Raw genomic sequence first — 22,085 nt, forward strand, 5'->3', positions numbered from 1 at the left:
TTCTCGCAAAGTCGCGAAGGCGCAAAGTTGCTTTTACTGTCTTTAATATAGTGTTACTACTGGATTTTGTCGCCCCTAGCCCTGATAGAAGCGGAAATCCTTGGCCTTTTTTCTTTAAAAAGGACAAGATTGAAGCGCATAGCAGGAAATAGCTCCCAAAAAAGCTTCTCCTATATAGTATAACAATATATCGCTCCTATATATAAGGTCATAAAAAAGAGGCTAATATAATATAGTAGCCACTTATGAATAACTCAAATAAGTTATCTACAGAACTCATAACAATACCATCTAACCGATTCCACCTACTCTTATATATAAAGACGAGATTACACCTTATATATAGATATTAAAAAGAAAGCTTTTTTAGAGAATACCGTTAAACAAAAAATCCCGTCATTTTATAAATGACAGGATCTACTATCTTGAGGATTCTATTTATTCTAAAATAAAACTCACACTTACATTTGATACAATTTCTATCTCTCCAATCGCAAGCGTTTCATTTGATGCTGCTCCTGCACTATCCATAGCCATCGATTTCATAGCTGCATACATAGGTTGTGGACGGTATGCTTGTGAGTTATCTGAAATAACTATTGCTTTACCTACTTTTTGCCCTAAAACTGAAACATAATCTTCTGCTTTAGACTTTGCATCTTTTATAGCTAATTTTCTAGCCTCTGACTCATGTTGTGCTAATTTTGAAGATTCGAAAGTAACTCCATCGATACGATTGATTCCTTGATCAACTAAACCTTCCATTAACTCATCATACTTTGTTAAATCTTTCAACGAGATTTCAACTGTTTGTGTAGCGTTATAATTATGTTTCTTTTTTTCATAATCATATTGTGGATTTAACGCAACTTGTTTTGTTTTAAAATCAGCCGTTGGAATATTCATTTTTTTTATGAATTTTAAAACAGCATCCATTTTCTGGTCGTTTTGCTTTTTTACATCTTTAGCATTACTTCCTTTAGTTTCGATTGTTGCTAAAATTGTTGCCTGATCTGGAACAACTTTTACTTTTCCTTCTCCTGATACACTAATTTGAGGAATTTGTTTGGTTTCTTGAGCATAAGACATAGTCATAAACATAAGGGTTAAAAATAGAGCTACTTTTTTCATATTTGTATTATTTAATTGTTTTTTATTATTCCTTTTCAAAAGTTGTGCCATTATAGTTTTCCGAGCTTAGCCATCACAAAAAGTATAACAATTGGCATAGCTAACAGAATAACCGTAAGGCTGTGATCATAAAATAAAGAAGGTTCTTTTGTTAAAGTAATTAAATAACCTCCTATTGCACCTCCAAAATGTGCTGTATGACCAATATTATCATTTTTAGCTTTCATCCCGTATATAGAATATAACAAATAGAAGATTCCAAAAACAAAAGCAGGCATCGGAATAACAAAATAAAGACCAACTTCGCTATTTGGGAAAAGTAAAATAGCTGAATACAAAACTCCTGTTACTGCTCCTGAAGCCCCTACTGCACGATAACTATAATCGTTTTTATGAAACAACATCGTTAATAAATTTCCAAAAATTAAACTTCCAAAATAAATCAAAAGAAATGAAACTGCTCCTAAGTAATTTATTACATCTGGAGCAAAAAAACAAAGCGTCAACATATTAAAAATTAAATGCATCATATCTACATGTAAGAAACCTGATGTCAACATTCTTATTTGTTCTCCCGAACGTATGCTTCCTACATGAAATTCATATTTTCTAAAAAAAGAAAGATCGTTAAATCCTTTATAACTAACTAAAACATTGGCAACAATTATTCCTATCAAAATGGTATTCATATACTATATTTATTATGAATTGTAAATATAGTCATTCTCTCAGAAATCACACTTACTGATTAAAATATATACGTTATCCATTTTTGAGTTATATTTGTAAAAAAATAAAACTGCATGCAATTCCTCGTTTATATAATGGCATATCCATTACTTTGGATTATATCTATACTTCCTTTTCCTATTTTTTATTTATTTTCTGATGTTGTTTATTTCATCATTTACTACTTGGTTAGATACCGAAGAAAAACGGTTAAGGAAAATCTAGCACTTGCTTTACCGCATCTTACTGACAAAGAAAGAAAAACGATTGAAAAGAAGTTTTACCAACATATGTGCGATATGTTTTTGGAGATGATAAAAACAATGACTATTTCTCCTGAAGAAATGCGCAGACGTTTTGTCTTAACCAATATTGAACTTATAAAAGAATACGAAGAAAAAGGCAAAAGTGTCGTTCTTGTTGCTTCTCATTATGCAAGCTGGGAATGGCTATTAACCTTGAATGCTCAAATAAAATTTAGAGGAATTGGTGTTTACAAAAAAATTGTAAATCCATATTTTGATAAGTTGGTGAGAAAAATTCGTTCGAAGTACGATGCTGAACTAGTCGAAACTAAAAAAATAATCCCTCTTATGGCACAAAACCAAAGAGATGGTATTTTAAGTATGTATGGTTTAGCGAGTGATCAATCTCCAAAACTAGACAGGGCTTTTCATTGGGATACTTTTATGGGAATTGAAGTTCCTGTACATACTGGTGCCGAAATGCTAGCTAGAAAATATAATCTAAGTGTTTTATTTGTGAAGGTAAAAAAAGTAAAACGCGGATATTACGAAGCTACTTTTATCCCTATTTGCGATACCCCAAAAAAAGCGGATGGTTTTGAAATCACTCATACTTATCTAAAAGAAGTTGAAAAACAAATTCTAGAAGCTCCTGAATATTATTTATGGACTCATAAAAGATGGAAACACAGAAGATAATTTATAAAACAAAAATGCCCGAAATCTAATTTCGGGCATTTTTTATTCCTTTTTATCACAAAAATTAAATTCCTGCGATTGCTTTTATTTCATCTATGATTCTTAAAGCAAGAACATCTGCTTTTTCTTGAGAAGGTGCTTCGGTATAAATACGAATAATTGGCTCTGTATTTGACTTTCTTAAATGTACCCACTCTGTAGCAAAATCAATTTTCACCCCATCGATAGTTGTAATATCTTCATTTTTATATTTCTCTGTCATTGCAACTAGAATCGCATCAACATCAATTTGCGGTGTTAATTCGATTTTATTCTTGCTCATATAGTATTCTGGATATGACGCACGCAAAGCCGAAACGGTCATTTTTTTGTTTGCCAAATGCGTTAAGAACAATGCAACTCCTACCAAACTATCTCTTCCGTAGTGAGATTCTGGATAAATAATTCCTCCATTTCCTTCTCCTCCTATAATAGCATTGTTTTTTTTCATCAACTCTACTACGTTCACTTCTCCTACTGCACTAGCTTCATATTTTCCGCCATGAGAAACTGTAACATCTCTTAAAGCACGAGATGATGACATATTAGAAACTGTGTTTCCTGGTGTTTTACTCAAAACATAATCTGCACAAGCAACTAAGGTATATTCTTCGCCAAACATCTCTCCGTCTTCGCAGATAAATGCCAAACGATCTACATCTGGATCTACCACTACTCCTAAATGAGCTTTTTCTTTTACAACTAATTCAGAGATATCTGTAAGGTGTTCTTTTAATGGTTCTGGGTTATGAGGAAAATGTCCGTTTGGTTCGCAATATAATTTCACGACTTCAACGCCCATTAATTCTAATAATTTTGGGATAATTATTCCTCCTGAAGAATTCACGCCATCTACAACAACTTTAAATTTTGCTGCTTTTACCGCTTCAACATCTACTAAAGGCAAATTTAAAACCTCGTCGATATGAATATCCATATAAGCATCATTCGATATAACTTCGCCTAAGCTATCTACATCTGAGAAATCAAAAGCTTCTGCTTCGGCAATTTCTAAAATTTTTGCTCCTTCTGCTCCATTAAGAAATTCTCCTTTTTCGTTTAATAATTTTAATGCATTCCATTGTTTTGGATTATGTGATGCAGTAAGTATTATTCCTCCATCGGCTTTCTCTAAAGGAACAGCAACTTCTACAGTTGGTGTTGTTGAAAGACCTAGATCTATTACATTAATTCCTAATCCTACTAATGTATTTACAACTAAGTTATGAATCATCGGACCTGAAATTCTTGCATCACGACCAATTACTACTGTTAGTTTTTCTTTTTTAATATTATTTTTAAGGAAAGTTCCGTAGGCCGAAGCAAATTTCACTGCATCAACTGGAGTAAGATTGTCCCCTACTTTACCACCAATTGTTCCTCTTATCCCTGATATCGATTTTATTAAAGTCATTATATTGAGTTATGGTTATAGCTACAAATATAAAAAAGTTGCCGAGTAAGTAAGAGAATAAAAAGCCAAGATTTAAAAAAAGTGACTAAAGCATTCTGTTTTTAGGCAAATGAGTTGAAAAGTTTTTATACTTTTACATGAGCAAACTTAGCGCCTTCTCTTTTTAGAACCTTAGTAACTCCTATAAAAATGAATTTCCTAGCTCATATATACCTTTCTGGCGATAATGATTTGATTAAAATTGGCAATTTTATGGCCGATGGAATTCGGGGGAAACAATTTGAAAGTTTTCCTGCAGAAGTTCAAAAAGGCATTATTTTGCATCGTGCCATAGATACTTATACCGATGCTCATCCTGTGTTTAGAAAAAGCACCAAAAAACTTCATGAAAAATACCATCATTATGCTGGTGTAATCATTGATGTTTTTTACGATCATTTCTTAGCCAAAAACTGGAACGTATATTCTGATGAAAAACTTGATGATTTTGTTAAGAGATTTTATGACTCTTTGACTGAAAATCATGATATTTTATCTGAAAAGACACAACGTATAATGCCGATTATGTTTCAAGAAAATTGGTTGGTAAGCTACCAAACCGTCGAAGGGATTAATCATATCCTGACTCAGATGGATCGCAGAACAAAAAACACTTCAAAAATGCAATTCGCTACAACGGAATTAAAAGAATTCTATTCTGAATTTGAAGCTGAATTCACTGAATTTTTTGAAGAATTAAAACAACATGTTAATCACAAATTACTTTCATTATGAAAAAGATTGCCTTTTTATGCTATTTTATCTCTCTTACTTCTTTTGCCCAAAATGCAACTAACCAACCAACAGGATTAGTTACGAGCAAAGCAATGGTTGTCTCGGCACGAGCTGAAGCATCAAAAATTGGTTCCGACATCATGAAAAAAGGAGGAAATGCATTTGATGCGATGGTCGCTACCGAATTAGCATTGGCCGTGGCCTTTCCGTACGCCGGAAATATTGGCGGTGGGGGCTTTATGGTGTACCGAAAAGCAAATGGAGAGGTTGGATCTATTGATTATAGAGAAAAAGCGCCTTTAAAAGCTACTAAAGATATGTTTCTTGATAAAGATGGAAACGTTATTAAAGGAAAAAGTACAGGAACTGCTCTAGCTATTGGAATACCTGGAACTGTTGCAGGAGTTTTTGCAGTACACAAAAAATTTGGTTCTTTACCAATGGCTACAATTCTAGAACCTGTTATTGCATTAGCAGAAAGAGGTGTAGTTGTAACCAAAAAAGAAGAAAAACATTTAAATGAATACCGAGATGTATTTATAGAAAGAAACGGTAAGAATACTTTGTTAGCCACTGTATATAAAGAAAATGACACTATAAAATACAATGCTCTTGCTGAAACTTTAAAACGAATTCAAAAAAATGGTCGTGATGAATTTTACAAAGGCAAAACTGCTAAAATATTAGTTGATTACCTTAACAAAAGAGGTGGTATTATCTCTATGAAAGATTTAGCTTCGTATGAAGTAAAATGGAGAAAACCTTTAACTTTTAATTATAAAGATTTAAAAATTACTTCGATGTCCCCTCCTAGTAGTGGCGGAATTTGTTTGGCACAAATATTTAAAATGATCGAACCTTATGATTTAGAAAAAATGGGACATAATTCGCCAGAAGCAATTCAGGTAATTGTAGAAGCTGAGAGAAGAGCTTATGCTGATAGAAGCTACTTTTTAGGCGATCCTGATTTTGTAAAAATCCCATTAAAAGGATTACTTTCTGATGATTATTTAAAACAAAGAATGTCAACTTTTAGTTTTGACAAAGCTACTTTATCATCGGATGTAAAACATGGAGAAGTAAAATATAGCGAAAGTACTGAAACAACACATTATTCTATCGTAGATCAATTTGGTAATGCTGTTGCTGCAACTACAACAATTAACGATGCTTATGGTTCTAAATATTATTGTGACGAATTAGGCTTTTTCTTAAACAACGAAATGGATGATTTTAGTGTTAAACCTGGTGAACCTAATATGTTTGGATTAGTAGGGAACGAAGCTAATAGTATTGCTCCTCAAAAAAGAATGTTAAGCTCTATGTCTCCTACAATCGTTGAGAAAAATGGTAACTTATTTATGGTTGTTGGAACTCCTGGTGGCTCTACAATTATTACATCGGTTTTACAAACTATCTTAAATGTATATGAATATAATCTTAGCATGCAGGAAGCTGTAAATGCTCCTCGTTTTCATCACCAATGGTTACCAGACAACATTAGTTTTGAACCAAAAGCTTTTGATTCGAAAACACTTGAATATTTAAAATCTAAAAGTTATATCGTTAATGAAAAAAATGCTCCTGTAATTGGAAAAGTAGATGCTATTTTGGTTTTACCAAATAAAAGTCTAGAAGGTGGAGCTGATTTTCGTGGAGATGATGCTGCAGTAGGTTTTTAATTTAACAACATATAAAAGCACTTTTTTTAAAGCTGTTAATCACTTTCGAGAGATTAACAGCTTTAAAATTATATAATTTGGGTTCTAAAAGCTAAATTTGCACTATATACATAACTTTTTTAAAACATAATGTTAAAAAAATACATCCGGAGATTCGAATCGATTATTGCCATGTTGCAATCTGTATTGACGCAAAAGCAATTTATATTCTTGTCTAGTGTTTTGGTTGGTATTTCATGCGCCTTTGCTGTAATTGTTTTAAAAACTTTTGCTCACAGCGTATTTTCGTTTGCTACTTACATTAATGGTATTTTAAAATTAAGTTTCATTAATAGTATCCTACCTATTATTGGTATTTTACTTACTGTTTTTGTTGTAAAAAGAGTTTTAGGAGGAACGATTGAAAAAGGTACTTCTCAAATATTATATACTGTTGCTAAGAAAGCGAGTATTATACCTAAAAAACAAATGTATGCCCAAATTATTACAAGCTCTCTTACTGTTGGTCTTGGTGGATCTGCTGGTTTAGAAAGCCCGATTGTGGTTACAGGAGCTGCGTTTGGATCTAATTATGCCCAAAATTATAGATTACCTTATAAGGATAGAACTTTACTTATAGGTTGTGGTGTTGCTGCTGGAATTGCCGCAGCGTTTAATGCGCCAATTGCTGGAGTTCTTTTTGCTATCGAAGTTTTATTGGTCGATGTAAGTATATCGGCATTTACACCAATTATGATTTCGGCTGCGACTGGTGCTTTAGTTTCTGCAATAGTTTTGGATGAAAGTGTTTTGTTAAATTTTAAACAACAACAAACTTTCGATTATCATAACATTCCGTTTTATGCTCTTTTAGGTGTATTAACAGGTTTTATAGCTGTTTATTATGCTCGAAATTTCCAGAGAATAGAGCATTATTTTTCTAAACTAAAATTAAGTCCTTATAAAAAAGCCTTATTTGGTTCGTCGATGTTGGCAATTTTAATTTTCATTTTTCCTACCCTATTTGGTGAAGGATATGAAAGTATAAAAACCTTATCCGAAAGTGATCCTGGAAAATTATTAGATAATACCTTATTTGCAAGCTTTAGAAACAACCAATGGGTTTTGTTACTTTTTGTTGGATGTACCATGATGGTAAAAGTTTTTGCATCTGGTTTAACTATTGGTAGTGGTGGTAACGGAGGTAACTTTGCTCCTTCTTTATTTTTAGGTTCTTATTTAGGTTATTTCTTTTCAAAATTTGTTACCCTAATCGGACTTTCAAAATTGCCTATTAGTAATTTTACCATGGTGGGAATGGCAGGGATATTAAGCGGATTGTTTCATGCACCTCTTACAGCAATTTTCTTGATTGCAGAAATTACAGGTGGATATAGTTTAATGATTCCTCTTATGATTGTTTCGTCTATAAGTTTTGCTATTTCTAAACGTTTCGAGAAGTATTCGCTTGACGTAAAAGGTTTAGCCAAAAAAGGTCATGCTTTTACCAGTAATAAAGATTCTAATATTTTATCGACTTTAGAAATTGACTCTATTATACAAACAGATTATCTAACTGTTTCTCCAGATGAACATCTTAGCAAATTAGTCGATTACATCTCGCATTCTAACCAAGTCGTATTTGCTGTAGTAAATAAAGAGGAGGAATTGGCAGGAATCGTACATTTTAATGATATTCGAGAGATTATATTTAATGTTTACCGAGTAAAATATACTTTGATTAAAGATGTCATGAAAACTCCTCCGGCAACTATTTCCTCAATAGATAGCATGGAAACAGTGATGAATAAGTTTGAAGAATCTAAAGTGGCATTTTTACCAGTAATAAGAAACGGAAAATACTACGGTTTCATCTCCAAATCTATAGCTTTAGAAGCTTACAGAACTAAATTAAGATCTATGACAATAGAATAAGCTTAATATCGGATAGGTTAAAAATAAGAGTTATCCGATAATAAGACGTACCTTTGGGTATTATGTGGAATATAGACTTAACATATAGAACAGAATTTCAATCAACATTTGAGAGACTCTACCAAAAAAGACAAGATTTGCAAGCCAGCAGACCATTGCCCAACATTGCTTTGCATAAAATTCGCGAAAGCTTATCGATAGAATGGACATACAACTCTAATAGTATCGAAGGCAATACTATGAGTTTACGAGAAACCCAAATGGTAATACAAGAAGGTATAACTATAAAAGGAAAATCGCTTCGAGAGCATTTTGAAACTCATAACCATGACAAAGCTATTGATTATTTATATTCAATTGTAAGTGATGATTATAAACTACGAAGCATAGATATTCTTTCTCTTCATGGATTGGTCTTACGTTCTATCGAAGATGATTTTGCAGGACGTATCCGTAATGGCGGTGTTCGTATTTCGGGAGCTAATTTTATGCCCCAAAATGCTAATAAAGTTTCTGACTATCTTGATGAATTAATTGATTTTATAAATACAAATCCGTTAGGCTTAAATGATATTGAGTTGGCAGCAATTTTTCATCATAAATTTGTTTGGATTCATCCCTTTTTTGATGGTAACGGTCGTACAGTCCGCTTGAGTATGAATTTGTTATTAATGCGTTGTGGTTTTCCACCAGCTATTATCCTCAAAAATGATAGAAAAAAATATTACGAGGCGCTCAATCAGGCTAATAATGGTAATTATCAAAAGATGATACTATTAATGAGTCAAGCGCTAGAAAGAACACTTAATATTTACCTAAACGCAATGCCTGGCAACGAAACCGAATACCAAACAATATCTGATATTGTAAGTGAGCCAAGTGCACCTTACGGTCAGGAATATGTAAGCTTATTGGCTAGAAAAGGAAAGATTGATGCTTATAAAGAAGGGCGAAATTGGTACACTACCAAAGAAGCCATTGATGATTATATTTTAACTCGCAAAAGAAAACGTTAACTTATTTAAGTTGACTTTTTCTGTGCGCGTAATGGAACGTGGATAAAACGGATTTACTTTGTAAAGACGCGGATAAAAACTGATTTTTTATAAGTTTTTTTTCGTCTATTACTACAGGACAAACAAAAGTACCACAGTATTGTTCTGTACGCGTAATGGGACGCGGATGAAACGGATTTACTTCGTAAAGACGCGGATAAAAACTGATTTTTCATAAACTTATTAAAATCTGTTTTTATCCGCGTTTTCGCGATAGCGAATCTGTTTTATCCGCGTTCTATCTTAACGGTACATATATTAAATCCGCTTTATCTGTGTTCTATTTTATCGAAACGTACATTAAATCAGTATTTCTAGATGAACATTATATAACAGTAAATTAATTTTATCCATAATCTATTTTAACACAAACTTCTATAGTGTTATATCAAAAGAACAAATCAAAATGGTAACTTTGCTTTTTTGCAAAAACTATGTCGGATACAAATAATACTATTGAAGTTCTTGGCGCAAGAGTTCACAACCTAAAAAACATCGATATTTCTATTCCTCGTGAAAAACTGGTCGTAATTACTGGTTTATCAGGTTCGGGGAAATCTTCTTTGGCATTTGATACTATCTATGCCGAAGGACAGCGTCGTTATGTAGAAACTTTTTCGGCTTATGCCAGACAGTTTTTAGGTGGTTTGGAACGTCCTGATGTTGATAAAATCGACGGACTTTCGCCTGTAATTGCTATCGAACAAAAAACTACCAGTAAAAGCCCGCGTTCTACCGTTGGAACAATTACCGAAATTTATGATTTCCTTCGTTTATTATATGCGAGAGGCGCTGATGCCTATAGTTATAATACGGGCGAAAAAATGGTGAGTTATAGTGATGAGCAAATTAAGGATTTAATTATTCATGATTTTAATGGCAAGCGCATCAATATTCTTGCTCCTGTAATTAAAGCTCGTAAGGGTCATTATGCCGAACTTTTCCAACAAATAACCAAACAAGGATTTTTAAAAGTTCGTGTTAATGGCGAAGTACAGGATTTAGTTTCGGGCATGAAACTAGACCGTTATAAAACGCATGATATAGAGATTGTTGTAGACAGAATGGTAATTGAAGACACTCCTGATAATCAGAAGCGATTAGCAGAAAGCATCAATACGGCAATGCATCATGGTGAAAATGTATTGATGATTCTGGATCAAGATACAAATGAAGTACGCTATTTCAGTCGTAACTTAATGTGCCCATCTACAGGGATATCATACCAAAATCCGGAGCCGAATTTATTTTCTTTCAACTCCCCAAAAGGAGCTTGTCCGCATTGTAACGGATTGGGAACTGTAAATGAAATCAATGTTAAAAAAATAATTCCTAATCCTAAGTTATCTATAAAAGCTGGTGGATTTGTTCCGCTTGGCGAATACAAATCGTCATGGATTTTTAAACAACTAGAAGTTATTGGTGAGAAGTTTGGTTTTAAAATTACCGATCCTATCGAAAAAATTTCTACCGAAGCCATGAATATGATTTTGCATGGTGGAAAAGATAAATTTACTGTTAACTCTAAAGATTTAGGTGTTGCACGTGATTACAAAATAGATTTTGAAGGAATATCAAATTTCATCAAAAGTCAACATGACGAAAGTGCTTCGACTACAATAAAACGTTGGGCGAAAGACTTTATGGACGAAGTAAAATGTCCGGAATGTCATGGTTCCAGATTAAAGAAAGAGGCTTTATTTTTTAAAATAAACGAAAAGAATATCACCGAATTGTGTGATATGGATATATCTGATTTGACTGCATGGTTCTTGGACTTAAATAGTCATTTATCAGACAAACAACTTTTGATTGCTTCGGAGGTTGTTAAAGAAATAAAAGACCGTTTGAACTTCCTTATGAATGTGGGGTTAAATTATTTGGCTTTAAGCCGAAGTTCGAAATCTCTTTCGGGTGGTGAAGCTCAGCGTATTCGATTGGCAACTCAAATTGGTTCGCAATTAGTTGGTGTATTATACATTCTGGATGAGCCAAGTATTGGTTTGCACCAAAGGGATAATGAAAAATTAATTCATTCTCTTGAGCAATTACGTGATATTGGGAACTCGGTTATTGTTGTAGAACACGACAAAGACATGATAGAACGTGCCGATTATGTAATTGATATTGGTCCGAAAGCAGGGAAATTTGGCGGGGAAATTATTAGCAAAGGAACTCCAGAGGAAATTCTACAGCACCATACCATAACGGCTATGTACATGAATGGAGAAATGAAACTCGAAATTCCTGCAAAACGTCGTGAAGGAAATGGAAAGTTTTTAAAACTTACTGGAGCTACAGGAAATAACCTAAAGAATGTTTCGATTGAATTGCCTTTAGGAAAAATGATTTGTGTTACGGGAGTTTCTGGAAGTGGAAAGTCGACATTAATTAACGAAACGCTTTACCCTATTCTTAACGCTTATTATTTTAATGGCGTAAAGAAACCGCAACCGTATAAAAAAATAGAAGGTTTAGAACATATTGATAAAGTTATCGATATTGACCAAAGTCCGATTGGACGAACTCCTCGTTCGAATCCAGCAACATATACTGAAGTTTTTACAGAAATAAGAAATCTGTTTACGATGACTTCCGAAAGTATGATTCGTGGGTATAAAGCGGGTCGTTTTAGCTTTAATGTAAAAGGCGGTCGTTGCGAAACTTGTGAAGGTTCGGGTGTGAGAACTATCGAAATGAATTTCTTGCCTGATGTTTATGTAGAATGTGAAACTTGCCAAGGAAAACGTTTTAACAGAGAAACTCTTGAAATACGTTATAAAGGAAAATCTATTTCGGATGTCTTGAATATGACTGTTGATGAAGCAGTTCCGTTTTTTGAGAATATTCCGAAGATTTATAGAAAAGTAAAAACTATACAGGATGTTGGCTTAGGTTATATTACGCTTGGGCAACAAAGTACAACGTTATCTGGTGGTGAAGCACAACGTATTAAACTTGCTGGGGAATTATCTAAAAAAGATACCGGAAACACGTTTTATATTCTTGACGAACCTACAACAGGATTACATTTTGAAGATATCAGAGTTCTTATGGATGTAATTAATAAACTGGTTGATAAAGGAAATACAATCTTGATTATCGAGCATAATATGGATGTTATAAAACTTGCCGATTATATTATTGATATTGGTCCTGAAGGCGGAAAAGGTGGTGGACAGCTTGTTGCAAAAGGAACTCCTGAAGAAATAATCAAAAATAAGAAAAGTTATACAGCGCAGTTTTTGAAAAAAGAATTATCTTAGTATATTGCGCCCCGCTTTAGGGTAAAATAGAGTTGACAATGTATAGCCTAGCCCTGATAGTAATGAAAATCCTTTGTTGTTTTTCTTTAAAACAACAAAGATTGAAATGAATAGCAGGAAATAGCTCCCCTTCGACTCCGCTCAGGGTGACAATTTTAAAAAATAAATTAATACAAAGAAAATGAGATTAGAAGATTTTGATAATGACGAAGACAAAGTAATCCAAGATAGATTAAAACAAAAAACATGGAACGAAATTAGAACTAACGATAGTTGGGCTATTTTTAAAATCATGGCTGAATTTGTAAATGGATATGAAAACATGGGACGTATTGGTCCGTGTGTATCTATTTTTGGATCAGCGAGAACAAAACCGGAAGATAAATATTATTTATTGGCCGAAAAAATTGCTTATAAAATCAGTAAAGCTGGTTATGGTGTAATTACTGGTGGTGGTCCTGGAATTATGGAAGCGGGTAATAAAGGTGCTCATCTTGGCGGAGGAACTTCGGTAGGTTTGAACATTGAATTACCTTTTGAGCAACATTTTAACCCTTACATCGACCGTGATAAAAACTTAAACTTTGACTACTTTTTTGTACGTAAAGTTATGTTTGTAAAATATTCGCAAGGTTTTGTGGTTATGCCAGGTGGTTTTGGAACTCTTGACGAAATGTTTGAAGCTATTACTTTAATCCAAACGAAAAAAATCGGTAAGTTCCCTATTATTTTGGTTGGAACTGAATTCTGGTCAGGATTAATTGATTGGGTAAAAACCGTATTGGTAGAGAAAGAACATACAGTAAGTCCTGATGATTTGAACTTATTTAAAATCGTTGATTCTGAGGATGAAGTGGTTGAGGCTCTGGATAAATTCTATAAGAAATATGATTTAAGTCCTAATTTTTAAATTAAAAAAAGCTGCGTAAAAACAGCTTTTTTTTATGCTTTTTTATCTATATGTGGCTTTATTAATCCACAATTAATAGTATATTTATTTCGTTAATAAATCTTTAAGGACAATCATTGAAGTTATTTTATAAAATTACTATTTGCACTTTTGTTTTATTGAGCTCGATAAAACAGTACGCACAGCATCATTCTAAAATGACGGTTGCGGTTAATCTCGAACTCAAAACTCTGAACATCAGACAAGATATTACTTTTAATAATGTATCTAATGATACTTTAATTTCGGTAGTTCTTAATGATTGGAATAATGCCTTTTCGGATAAAAATACGCCTCTTGCCAGACGTTTTTCGGATGAGTTTTATAGAGGTTTTCATCTTGCAAAACCCGAAGAAAGAGGAAATACAACAATTCTCAGTTTAACCGATACTCAAGAAGGTGCTCTTTCTTGGGAAAGAACGACGAAAAATCCTGATTATATTGTTGTTAAACTAAACCAGAAACTGGCTCCAAACGAAACAATTGTATTACATCTTACTTATATCGTAAAGATTCCTAGTGATAAGTTTACGAGATTTGGATATTCTCAAAACGGAAGCTTAAACCTAAAAAACTGGTTCCTGAGCCCTGCCCGATTCGAGAATCATCGTTTTATAAAATACAACAATTATAATCTGGATGATATTGCCAATGCTGCTACGGATTATGAGGTAGAAATAAAAGTTCCTAATAATTACACTATTACTACCGACTTAAACAAGATCTCGCAAGAACAATTTGAAAAATACACCAATACACATTATTCTGGTAATAAAAGGACTGATTTAAGCTTGTTTATTGAACCTAAAAATAGTTTTACTAAATATAAAATAGGTTCTACAGAGGTTGTTACTAATTTAAAGAACAACAACTTAAACGATATTCAGAAGGCACTTGCCATAAACAGAATTGTAGATTATGCTAATAAGTATATTGGTGAATATCCGCATGAAAAAATTACTGTTTCGCAAATAGATTACGAAAGAAATCCGTTTTATGGTTTAAACCAATTGCCTTCGTTTATAAATCCTTTTCCGGATGAATTTATGTTTGAAATTAAGTTTTTAAAAACTTATTTAAATACTTATTTAAAGAATAGTTTACGTCTGGATCCCAGAAAAGACAACTGGATTTATGATGGTATACAGATATATGTCATGATGAAGTATATTGAAGAAAACTATCCTGACCAGAAAATGATGGGAAGTCTCTCGAAACTAAAAATCTTAAAAAGCTACAAAATAACTAATTTGAGTTTTAATGAGCAATACAGCTATTTTTATATGCTTATGGCTCGCAAGAACTTAGACCAACCACTGGGCGACCCTAAAAACACGCTTATAAAATTTAACGAACAAATTGCGAGTAAATATCGTGCTGGTCTTAGCCTTAGTTACCTAGATGATTATTTAGGTAATAATAGTGTACAAACTAGTATTCAGGATTTTTATGAACTCAATAAAATAGAGCAAGTAAGCCGTACTAATTTTGAAAGTCTTTTAAATTATAATGCTAAAAAGAATATTAACTGGTTCTTTGATATTATAATAAACTCTAGAGATATAATAGATTATAAGTTTCATAATGTTTCTAGAACAAAAGACAGTATTACATTCTCGATAAGAAATAAAACCGAAACCTATCTCCCAATTCCGGTATATGGAGTGAAGAAAAAAGAGGTAATGTTTAAACAATGGATTGATCCTAAAACAACTGATACTACATTTACTATAGAAAGAAAAAATGCCGACAAAATTGTTTTAAACTATGATAATGAAGTTCCTGAGTATAACTTAAGAAACAACTGGAAATCGCTAAAAGGTTTTTCGCCAACCAATCGACCTATAAAATTTAATTTTGCCAAAGATCTAGAAGATCCGTATTACAATCAGATAATCTATATCCCTACGCTTAACTATAATTATTATGATGGGATTACTCCCGGAATACGTTTTCATAACAAAACGATATTAGACAAACCATTTACGTTTGATATTAATCCTGCTTACTCTATAAAAGCAAAAACAATATCGGGTTCATCGGGTTTCTCTTATGTTCAGAATTTTAGAAACAGTACTTTATATAATGTAAAATATTCCTTTTCTGAGGCTTATTTTCACTATGCTCCAGATGCAACTTATTTAAAATTGAATCCATCAGTACAATTACGAATAAGAGAAGAAAACTTTCGTGACAACAGAAAACAATTTATTACATTGCGTCAGGTAATTGTAAATAGAGAAAAAAGCAATTATGTTACAGACAATTCTAGTCCTAATTATTCTGTATTTAATGCCCGTTATTTTAATACTAAAACCGAAGTTACAAATCATTTTAACTTTATGTCGGAAGTACAATTTTCGAGTGAATTTGGAAAAGTAGCTAGTGAAGTAGAGTTTAGAAAACTTTTTGAGAATAATAGACAGGTTAATCTAAGAATGTATGCTGGAACGTTTATGTACAACAACACCAATTCTGATTATTTTAGCTTTGGTATAGATCGTCCTACAGATTATTTGTTTGATTATAATTATTATGGAAGGTCGGAAAGCACCGGTCTTTTTAGCCAACAATTTATAATGGCCGAAGGTGGATTTAAATCTAAACTAACTCCACAATATGCAAACCAATGGATAACTACTTTAAATGCAAGTTACTCGCTTTGGAACTGGATTGAGGCCTATGGAGACGTTGGTTTTATTAAAAGTAAAGGTTTTGCAGAGAAATTTATATATGATAGCGGTATCCGATTAAATTTCGTTCCTGATTATTTTGAATTGTATTTTCCGGTATACTCTAACAATGGGTGGGAAATTTCTCAAGATAAATACGGCGAAAAAATACGTTTTGTAGTTACTTTATCGCCTAAAACATTAACCAATCTTTTTACAAGAAAATGGTTTTAATCAAATAAAAATTACACAAAACATAAATTATTATCATCTAATTACACAAAACAGTAAAAAAACAATAAAAAAAGCATACGGTTACACCCTTTTAAATACAGATAATTAAATTATATTTTTTTTAACGAATTATGATAATTGCTAGTTTTTAAGTAATTTTGTGACCTAACATGACCCTTTCCAGATTATGATAAAAGAAAAAAACAATACTACACTTACTTTCGAAGATTTCAAAACCGAAGTTTTGAACGACTACAGAATCGCTATTATTAGCCGGGAATGTAGCTTAATAGGTCGTAAAGAAGTATTGACAGGAAAAGCCAAATTTGGAATTTTTGGCGACGGTAAAGAAGTTCCTCAATTGGCGATGGCAAAAGCTTTCAAGAATGGTGACTTCCGTTCGGGATATTACCGCGATCAAACTTTCATGATGGCAATTGGAGAATTAACTCCTAAACAATTTTTTGCTGGTTTATACGGCCATACCGATTTAGACTTTGATCCGATGTCGGCAGGAAGACAAATGGGTGGACACTTTGTTACTCATAGTTTAAACGAAGACGGTTCTTGGAAAAACCTAACCAAACAAAAAAACTCTAGCGCAGATATCTCTCCTACAGCAGGGCAAATGCCTAGATTATTAGGACTTGCACAAGCATCTAAAATATACAGAAACGTAGACGGCATAAAAATAAAAGACAATTTCTCTGTAAATGGTAACGAGATTGCATGGGGAACTATCGGAAATGCTAGTACATCCGAAGGATTATTCTTTGAGACCATAAATGCTGCCGGAGTATTACAAGTACCAATGGTAATGAGCGTTTGGGATGATGAATACGGAATTTCTGTTCATGCAAGACACCAAACTACCAAAGAGAATATCTCGGAGATATTAAAAGGATACCAACGCGACGAAAACTCAAACGGATACGAAATCTTTAGAGTAAAAGGTTGGGATTATGCCGAATTAATTGCAACATACGAAGAAGCAGCAGCGATTGCACGCGAAAATCATATACCGGTATTAATTCATGTAAATGAGTTAACACAACCTCAAGGACACTCGACTTCGGGTTCTCACGAACGTTATAAAAACGCAGCAAGACTGGCTTGGGAAAAAGAATTTGACTGTATACGCCAAATGAGATTATGGATGATTGCTATAAATATCGCATCGCCAGAAGAATTGGACGAAATTGATATGCAATTAAAAAAAGAAGTACTCGATGCCAAAAAAGAAGCATGGAACTCTTTTATAGATCCAATTATACAAGATCAAAAAGTATTACTTACTTTATTAGAAACTACTGCAAATAATAGCGCTAATAAAGAACAGATATTAAAACTAACAAACGAATTAGCCGCTATAAAATCTCCTCTAAAAAAGGAAATGCTTGCAGCAGCCAGAAAAGTATTGCGTTTAGTTGTAAACGAAGATTGCAAAAACGAATTAGCAAACTGGATTACAGCATACATTGCTACAACACAGGAAAAATTCAGCAGTAATTTATTTTCAGATTCTAATCTTAATGTATACTCAGTAGAGAAAGTTTTACCAGAATACGAAGCAAACAGCCTAGATGTAGATGGTAGAATGATTGTAAGAGATAACTTTGATGCCATTTTTACAAAATATCCAGAAACCTTAATCTTTGGAGAAGACGTAGGAAACATTGGTGATGTAAACCAAGGATTAGAAGGAATGCAAGAAAAATATGGAGAACTTCGTGTTGCCGATGTAGGTATTCGTGAAGCAACCATAATAGGTCAAGGTATTGGTATGGCATTAAGAGGATTACGCCCTATTGCCGAAATCCAATATTTAGATTATTTACTATATGCAATCCAAATCATGAGCGACGATTTGGCAACATTACAATATAGAACCGTAGGAAAACAAAAAGCACCATTAATAATCAGAACACGCGGACACCGTTTAGAAGGAATCTGGCATTCTGGCTCACCAATGGGAATGATTGTAAATGCAATAAGAGGAATACACGTACTCGTTCCTAGAAACATGACACAAGCAGCAGGATTCTACAACACATTATTAGAATGTGATGAGCCAGCACTAGTAATCGAATGTTTAAACGGATACAGACTAAAAGAAAAAGCACCTACAAACTACGGAGAATTTAAAACACCTATAGGAGTTGTAGAAACCCTAAAAGAAGGTAAAGATATTACACTAGTATCTTACGGATCGACTTTGCGATTGGTAGAACAAGTAGCTACAGAGTTGCAAGAAGTAGGTATTGACTGCGAGGTTATCGATTTACAATCATTACTTCCGTTTGATATTAACCAAGACATTGTAAAAAGTATTGCAAAAACAAACCGCCTTTTAGTAATCGACGAAGATTTACCAGGTGGAGCTTCAGCATACATCTTACAACAAATCATCGAACAACAAGATGCATACGTACATTTAGACAGTAAACCACAAACATTAACTGCAAAAGCTCACCGACCAGCATACGGAACCGATGGCGATTACTTCTCTAAACCTTCAGCCGAAGATATTTACGAAAAAGTATACAGCATGATGAACGAGGTAAATCCATCTAAATATCCTAATTTATACTAAGAAATTAGTTTAATCATCAAATACAAAAAAGCTCCAAATCATTACGGTTTGGAGCTTTTTTTATAGACTATTTTAAATGGATTAACTTCCTTTTACTTTAACAACTCATTTTTTAAGGAGCTATTTCCTGCTGTCCGCTATATCTTTTACTGGCAAAAAAAAGCCAGAAAAAGGATGCCGCTACCATCAGGGCTAGGATTTGGGGATTTATTAAAATTGCAAATACAAATAACATTATATAAACATTGCCAACGGTTTCAACCGTTGGAGCGCAATGCATTTTCATAATCCGTACCGCACGGTTAAAACCGTGGGCTATGATCAAAATTGAGATTCTTCGTACCTCAGAAAGACAAGATTGGCAACAACAACATTGAGTATAAATACTCATTACTGCTTATATACTATATTGTCAGGCTGAGCGGACTCGAAGCCCCGTTTACAAAATCGACAATAAATAAAAGCGGCTTAATAGAATCTCTTTATTTCGACAACAACAATACTCTAGCTTTCTCTAAGTCTTCAGGCGTATCGATTCCTATTCCTACATGAGTCGTTTCTACCATTTTTATGCGTTTTCCAAACTCCAAATAGCGTAATTGCTCCAACTTCTCCGAAGCCTCAAGCGATTTCATTGGTAAACTATAAAAATCTAGTAAAGCTTGTTTTCTAAAAGCATAAATTCCGATATGCTGAAAATAACGCACACCAACATCATTATCTCTAGGATACGGGATAACCGAACGAGAAAAATACAGAGCAAAACCGCTTTGATCTACCACAACTTTTACATTGTTAGGATTATTTATTTCAGATTCATCTTTAATTTCACGCATTAAAGACGCTAAATCTACTTTTTTATCAGAATCATTTCTAAAAACTTCAATCACTTTTGCCAGAGGTTCAGCATCGATAAAAGGTTCATCTCCTTGTACATTTACAACAATATCAACCTCAAGATTCTGGATCGCTTCGGCAATCCTATCACTTCCCGATTCATGTTCTTTGATACTCATAATCGCCTTACCACCATTTGAAACAATCTCGTCGAATATAATATCAGAATCTGTTACAACAAATACATCATCAAATAAATTAGTTTGTATTGCGGCTTGATACGTTCTTAAAATTACTGTTTTGCCACCCAAATCTTGCATAAGTTTGGCTGGAAATCGTGTAGAAGCGTAACGTGCGGGAATAACTGCTATTATTTTCATTTCTTGTATGTATTAGTGATAAATCGTAAAAACAAATATACCTATTCACAATCAGGTTTTAAAAAATTATTTTTAACATATTTCTTAAATAATTAAACTTTAATATCTTATAAAATATTTATTTTTATGACAAAAAAAATATGAACAGATTATTAGCCCTTCTCCCACTCTATTTCTTTTTTGCAGTAAACAATTTATTTGCACAAACAAATGATTCCTCAATCATAAACTCATTTTCAGACCGAGTATTTCCTGGTAAAGGATATCAACCATTAGGAGATATTAAATGGAAATTTAAAACAGACGGTAAAATATTCTCATCGCCAATAGCCAAAAAAGGAATTGTATATATTGGTAGCGAAGATGGATTTCTTTATGCTATCGAAGAAAAATCTGGAAATCTAAAATGGAAATTCAAAACAAATGGAGCAATTCATAGCTCACCAAGCATATACGAAAACACCATCTTTTTTGGTAGTTTTGATGGGTATTATTATGCCGTAAATACAACAACTGGGAAAGAAATTTGGAAATTTAAAACCGGAGGAGAAAACTGGTATAGAGAAGTTCGAATGTTAGACCTATATCCAAACGATCCCCTTACGGATGATTTATGGGACTATTTTTTATCATCGCCCGTAGTTTACAAAGACGACAAATCAGCTTCGGTATTATTTGGGAGCAGCGACGGAAATGTATATTCACTAGACGCTAAAAAAGGAAATTTAAATTGGAAATTTAAAACTGATGGACCAATTCATAGTACGCCAGTAATAAATAAAAATACGCTATACATTGGTAGTTGGGATGCCAAACTATTTGCAATAAATTGTAAAACAGGAAAAGAAAAATGGAAATTTGTAACTGAAGACAAAATAGGATTCAAAGGAATTCAATCTTCTGTAACAGTTGCCAACGGAATGGTTTATTTTGGCGCAAGAGATCCTTACTTTTTTGCTTTAGACTCTGAAACAGGAAAGCTAATCTGGAAATACGATGCTGAAAATTCCTGGATTCTCAGTTCAGCTGTAATACTAAACAATATTATATATGTAGGAACCTCAGACACTTATGCCCTACTCGCCTTAGATGCTAAAACGGGAAAAGAACTATACCGTTTTAGAACAAGCGGATACGTATACTCATCACCAGCAATTTCTGGAAACACTGTTTATTTTGGAGATTTTACAGGTAATTTCTTTGCACTCGATATCCTTTCGCAAGGTAAAATATCAAACTTTATAAGTACCGATGGCAGAAAAAAACATGCAGCCAAATTAGTAAACAACGACCAACTAGATTTTGTATACGCTGCCAAAGATTCGGATTTATCCCAATATAAAGAAACCAAAAAAGTTATGGATGAGTTTTACAAACTCGGCCCAATTGTTTCTTCACCATATATTAGTAACAATACCGTTTATTTCGGGAGTGGCGATGGGTATTTTTATGCTATTGGATTGTAAAAATTT

14 protein-coding genes are annotated in these 22,085 nt (G+C 33.2%); 10 read left to right on the top strand and 4 right to left on the bottom strand.

All coding sequences use genetic code 11. From position 1 onward, the window contains the following. Positions 1–438: 438 nt before the first annotated feature. Positions 439–1,131 (bottom strand): SIMPL domain-containing protein, encoded by a 693-nt coding sequence (locus IW20_RS22870; protein ID WP_035628171.1) that lies wholly within the window; start codon positions 1,129–1,131, stop codon positions 439–441. A gap of 50 nt (positions 1,132–1,181) precedes the next feature. Further along, the gene (locus IW20_RS22875; protein WP_035628101.1) at positions 1,182–1,820 is read right to left on the bottom strand and encodes a rhomboid family intramembrane serine protease; all 639 of its coding nucleotides are present in this window, start codon (positions 1,818–1,820) and stop codon (positions 1,182–1,184) included. Positions 1,821–1,934: 114 nt separating this feature from the next. Between IW20_RS22875 and IW20_RS22880 the strand changes: the two genes are divergently transcribed. Beyond that, entirely contained in the window at positions 1,935–2,804 is an 870-nt protein-coding gene (locus tag IW20_RS22880) for a lysophospholipid acyltransferase family protein (protein WP_035628102.1), read from the top strand. A gap of 64 nt (positions 2,805–2,868) precedes the next feature. On the opposite strand, the gene glmM is transcribed toward IW20_RS22880, so the two are convergent. After that, positions 2,869–4,257, bottom strand: a complete 1,389-nt coding sequence (glmM, locus tag IW20_RS22885) for a phosphoglucosamine mutase (protein ID WP_035628103.1) — start codon at positions 4,255–4,257, stop codon at positions 2,869–2,871. A gap of 189 nt (positions 4,258–4,446) precedes the next feature. Here glmM and IW20_RS22890 point away from each other — a divergent pair, with 189 nt between their 5' ends. From IW20_RS22890 to IW20_RS22925, 8 genes are all read left to right on the top strand, one after another. After that, on the top strand, positions 4,447–5,031 hold the full coding sequence (locus tag IW20_RS22890; RefSeq protein ID WP_035628104.1) for an acyl carrier protein phosphodiesterase: 585 nt from the start codon (positions 4,447–4,449) through the stop codon (positions 5,029–5,031). Then, positions 5,028–6,713, top strand: a complete 1,686-nt coding sequence (gene ggt / locus IW20_RS22895; protein WP_035628106.1) for a gamma-glutamyltransferase — start codon at positions 5,028–5,030, stop codon at positions 6,711–6,713. The genes IW20_RS22890 and ggt overlap by 4 nt, the downstream gene beginning before the upstream one ends. 129 nt (positions 6,714–6,842) lie before the next feature. After that, complete coding sequence (locus IW20_RS22900) at positions 6,843–8,627, top strand: chloride channel protein (RefSeq protein WP_035628108.1); 1,785 nt, start codon at positions 6,843–6,845, stop codon at positions 8,625–8,627. Positions 8,628–8,689: 62 nt separating this feature from the next. After that, a complete protein-coding gene (locus IW20_RS22905; protein ID WP_035628110.1) occupies positions 8,690–9,643 on the top strand; it encodes a Fic family protein in 954 nt (317 codons plus the stop codon). A gap of 473 nt (positions 9,644–10,116) precedes the next feature. Further along, the gene (uvrA, locus tag IW20_RS22910) at positions 10,117–12,948 is read left to right on the top strand and encodes an excinuclease ABC subunit UvrA (RefSeq protein ID WP_035628112.1); all 2,832 of its coding nucleotides are present in this window, start codon (positions 10,117–10,119) and stop codon (positions 12,946–12,948) included. Between the two features lie 181 nt (positions 12,949–13,129). After that, positions 13,130–13,858, top strand: coding sequence for an LOG family protein (locus IW20_RS22915; protein ID WP_035628114.1), 729 nt, complete (start codon positions 13,130–13,132; stop codon positions 13,856–13,858). Positions 13,859–14,055: 197 nt separating this feature from the next. Next, positions 14,056–16,803, top strand: coding sequence for a gluzincin family metallopeptidase (locus IW20_RS22920; RefSeq protein ID WP_035628117.1), 2,748 nt, complete (start codon positions 14,056–14,058; stop codon positions 16,801–16,803). Positions 16,804–16,990: 187 nt separating this feature from the next. After that, positions 16,991–19,396 carry an alpha-ketoacid dehydrogenase subunit alpha/beta gene (locus IW20_RS22925; RefSeq protein ID WP_035628119.1) on the top strand — a complete coding sequence of 802 codons (2,406 nt, stop codon included), beginning with the start codon at positions 16,991–16,993 and terminating at the stop codon, positions 19,394–19,396. A 482-nt stretch (positions 19,397–19,878) separates the two neighbouring features. On the opposite strand, the gene kdsB is transcribed toward IW20_RS22925, so the two are convergent. After that, a complete protein-coding gene (kdsB, locus tag IW20_RS22930; protein ID WP_035628121.1) occupies positions 19,879–20,613 on the bottom strand; it encodes a 3-deoxy-manno-octulosonate cytidylyltransferase in 735 nt (244 codons plus the stop codon). A 140-nt stretch (positions 20,614–20,753) separates the two neighbouring features. Between kdsB and IW20_RS22935 the strand changes: the two genes are divergently transcribed. After that, positions 20,754–22,079: an outer membrane protein assembly factor BamB family protein gene (locus IW20_RS22935; RefSeq protein WP_035628123.1), complete on the top strand. Its 1,326-nt coding sequence runs from the start codon at positions 20,754–20,756 to the stop codon at positions 22,077–22,079. The last annotated feature ends 6 nt before the right edge of the window (positions 22,080–22,085 follow it).

It is taken from the genome of Flavobacterium hydatis (assembly GCF_000737695.1).
GTDB lineage: Bacteria > Bacteroidota > Bacteroidia > Flavobacteriales > Flavobacteriaceae > Flavobacterium > Flavobacterium hydatis.

What these genes read in the sequence shown, in the direction of transcription:
- ggt (WP_035628106.1), top strand. Translation starts at nt 5,028, where the DNA reads ATGAAAAAGATTGCCTTTTTATGCTATTTTATCTCTCTTACTTCTTTT.
- IW20_RS22935 (WP_035628123.1), top strand. Translation starts at nt 20,754, where the DNA reads ATGAACAGATTATTAGCCCTTCTCCCACTCTATTTCTTTTTTGCAGTA.
- kdsB (WP_035628121.1), bottom strand. Translation starts at nt 20,613, where the DNA reads ATGAAAATAATAGCAGTTATTCCCGCACGTTACGCTTCTACACGATTT.
- IW20_RS22905 (WP_035628110.1), top strand. Translation starts at nt 8,690, where the DNA reads ATGTGGAATATAGACTTAACATATAGAACAGAATTTCAATCAACATTT.
- IW20_RS22875 (WP_035628101.1), bottom strand. Translation starts at nt 1,820, where the DNA reads ATGAATACCATTTTGATAGGAATAATTGTTGCCAATGTTTTAGTTAGT.
- IW20_RS22915 (WP_035628114.1), top strand. Translation starts at nt 13,130, where the DNA reads ATGAGATTAGAAGATTTTGATAATGACGAAGACAAAGTAATCCAAGAT.
- uvrA (WP_035628112.1), top strand. Translation starts at nt 10,117, where the DNA reads ATGTCGGATACAAATAATACTATTGAAGTTCTTGGCGCAAGAGTTCAC.
- IW20_RS22925 (WP_035628119.1), top strand. Translation starts at nt 16,991, where the DNA reads ATGATAAAAGAAAAAAACAATACTACACTTACTTTCGAAGATTTCAAA.
- IW20_RS22870 (WP_035628171.1), bottom strand. Translation starts at nt 1,131, where the DNA reads ATGAAAAAAGTAGCTCTATTTTTAACCCTTATGTTTATGACTATGTCT.
- IW20_RS22890 (WP_035628104.1), top strand. Translation starts at nt 4,447, where the DNA reads ATGAATTTCCTAGCTCATATATACCTTTCTGGCGATAATGATTTGATT.
- IW20_RS22920 (WP_035628117.1), top strand. Translation starts at nt 14,056, where the DNA reads ATGACGGTTGCGGTTAATCTCGAACTCAAAACTCTGAACATCAGACAA.
- glmM (WP_035628103.1), bottom strand. Translation starts at nt 4,257, where the DNA reads ATGACTTTAATAAAATCGATATCAGGGATAAGAGGAACAATTGGTGGT.
- IW20_RS22900 (WP_035628108.1), top strand. Translation starts at nt 6,843, where the DNA reads ATGTTAAAAAAATACATCCGGAGATTCGAATCGATTATTGCCATGTTG.
- IW20_RS22880 (WP_035628102.1), top strand. Translation starts at nt 1,935, where the DNA reads ATGCAATTCCTCGTTTATATAATGGCATATCCATTACTTTGGATTATA.